Genomic DNA, 1830 nt, shown 5'->3' with positions numbered 1-1830 from the left:
CACCGGGCGCCCGCCCGCGCCCGACGGTGGTCCGGGGCCGGTTCCAGCCGCAGCGGCAGCAGGGCCCCGACGCGGTACCCGCCGCCGGGGACCGCGCCCGCCTCCAGCCGGCCCCCGACGGCGCGCACCCGCTCGCGCAGGCCCAGCAGCCCGTGCCCGGTGGACAGCCCGCCGACGGCCGCACCGGCGCCCCGGCCGTCGTCGACGACCTCGACGAGCAGCGACGCCTGCGACCACACCTCGCGGACCCGGACGGCGGTGCCGGCGCCCGCGTGCTTGCAGGCGTTGGTGAGCGCCTCCTGCACCACCCGGTACGCCGAGAGGTCGACGCTGCCGTCCAGCGGGGCGGCGCGGCCCACGACCTCGTGGCGCACGTGCAGCCCCGCGCCGCGGCAGGCGTCGAGCAGCTCGGGCAGCCGGGACAGACCCGGGCGCGGGCGCAGCGCGCCCTCCTCGGCGTCCTCGGCCTCCTCGAGCCCGCCCTCGACCAGCGCTCCGTCGCGCAGCACGCCGAGCAGGCGCCGCAGCTCGCTCATGGACTCCTTGCCCAGGCCCTCGATCTCCGCCAGGGCGCGGCCGGCGCGCGCCGGGTCGGCGGCGAGGACGCGGCGGGCGCCGGCCGCCTGCAGCACCATGGTGCTCACCGAGTGCGAGACGACGTCGTGCAGCTCGCGGGCCACCCGGTGCCGCTCCGCGGTCACCGCCTCCTGCGCGGCGCGCTCGCGCTGGGCCTCCAGCGCCGTGACGCGCTGGCGCCCGCGGCGCGTCCACAGCCCCAGGCCCGTCACGCTGCCCAGCAGCAGGACGAACAGGACCGCCACGGTGGCGGAGGCGCGCACCAGGTCGACCGGGTCGCCGCTGCGCACCTCGGAGGCCGTGGAGGCCGGCACGTAGAGCACGACCGCCAGCAGCGAGGCCACCGCCGCCGCCCGCGGTCCCCGCCGGGAGGCGACGGTGCCCAGCGCCAGCAGCAGCGCGAGGACGGGCAGGTGCTGCGGCACCAGCAGGACGGCGCCGAGCAGGTGCAGCCAGACCGCGGCGAACACCGCTCCCGCCGCCCGCCGCCGCCAGGGCAGGGCCGCGAAGCCGAGCAGCAGGTAGGCGGGCTGCCACCACGTGCCCGCGGGCAGGACCGCGGAGAAGGTCGTGAGGTCGACCAGCGCCAGGACCAGCGCCAGCGCGGTGTCCGTCCACGGCGCCGGCAGGGCGCGCCGCGGCGCCCGCGGGGAGCGCGTCGGCCGGCCCGCCGGGCGGGTGCGTGCGGGCACGGGCTCACCCCTCCGTCGTCGCGGTCGGGTGCATCGGCGCCGAGCCCGACTCCGGGCCCTGCCGCGGCGGCGGCCAGGGGTCCGGGTCCGGGCCGCCGGGTTCGTCGTCGGGGAGCCTGTCGTGGCAGATGCGCAGCATCCGGCACAGCCAGGCACCGACGTCGTCCACGCGCGGCACGCGCCCCGGCTCCGTGAGGTGCACCACCGGGACCTGCGGGGTGGGCACCGCGCGCCCGAGCAGCGCCGTGCGGGCCGCCTCCGCCCAGACGGCGGTGCCCGCGTCTCCCACCGGGTCCTCCTCCGGGTCCCGCGCCGCCTCGGTCGGCCGGTCGCCGGGGGAGGCGGCCAGCGAGGCGTCGGGGAGCCGGGCCGGCACGACGTCCTGCTCGGCGAGCACGGCCCACGCGTCCTGCGGGGCGTCGCCGACCCGGGTGCGCTCGAAGCGGGGCGCGGGTTCCGCCGCCACCGGCCGGGCCAGTTCCAGCACCGCCAGGCAGGGGTGCTGCTCACCGGGGCGGGTGAGCAGGCCGATCCGCCGCGGCGACAGGCGTTCGCTCAGCCC

At 80.1% G+C, this 1830-nt stretch carries 1 protein-coding gene and 1 pseudogene; both read right to left on the bottom strand.

Translation table 11 applies throughout. From position 1 onward, the window contains the following. Nucleotides 1–1268, bottom strand: a 1268-nt coding sequence (locus GTQ99_RS27320) for a histidine kinase (RefSeq protein WP_166617952.1), incomplete at its 3' end; no start/stop codon positions are given. Nucleotides 1269–1272: 4 nt separating this feature from the next. Then, a pseudogene (locus GTQ99_RS22795) lies at nucleotides 1273–1830 on the bottom strand (hypothetical protein); the annotation flags it as partial.

This window comes from Kineococcus vitellinus, assembly GCF_009906315.1.
In the GTDB taxonomy this organism is placed as follows: domain Bacteria; phylum Actinomycetota; class Actinomycetes; order Actinomycetales; family Kineococcaceae; genus Kineococcus; species Kineococcus vitellinus.
The sequence above is the reverse complement of the archived record's forward strand: the minus strand, read 5'-3'. Positions and strand labels throughout refer to the sequence as shown.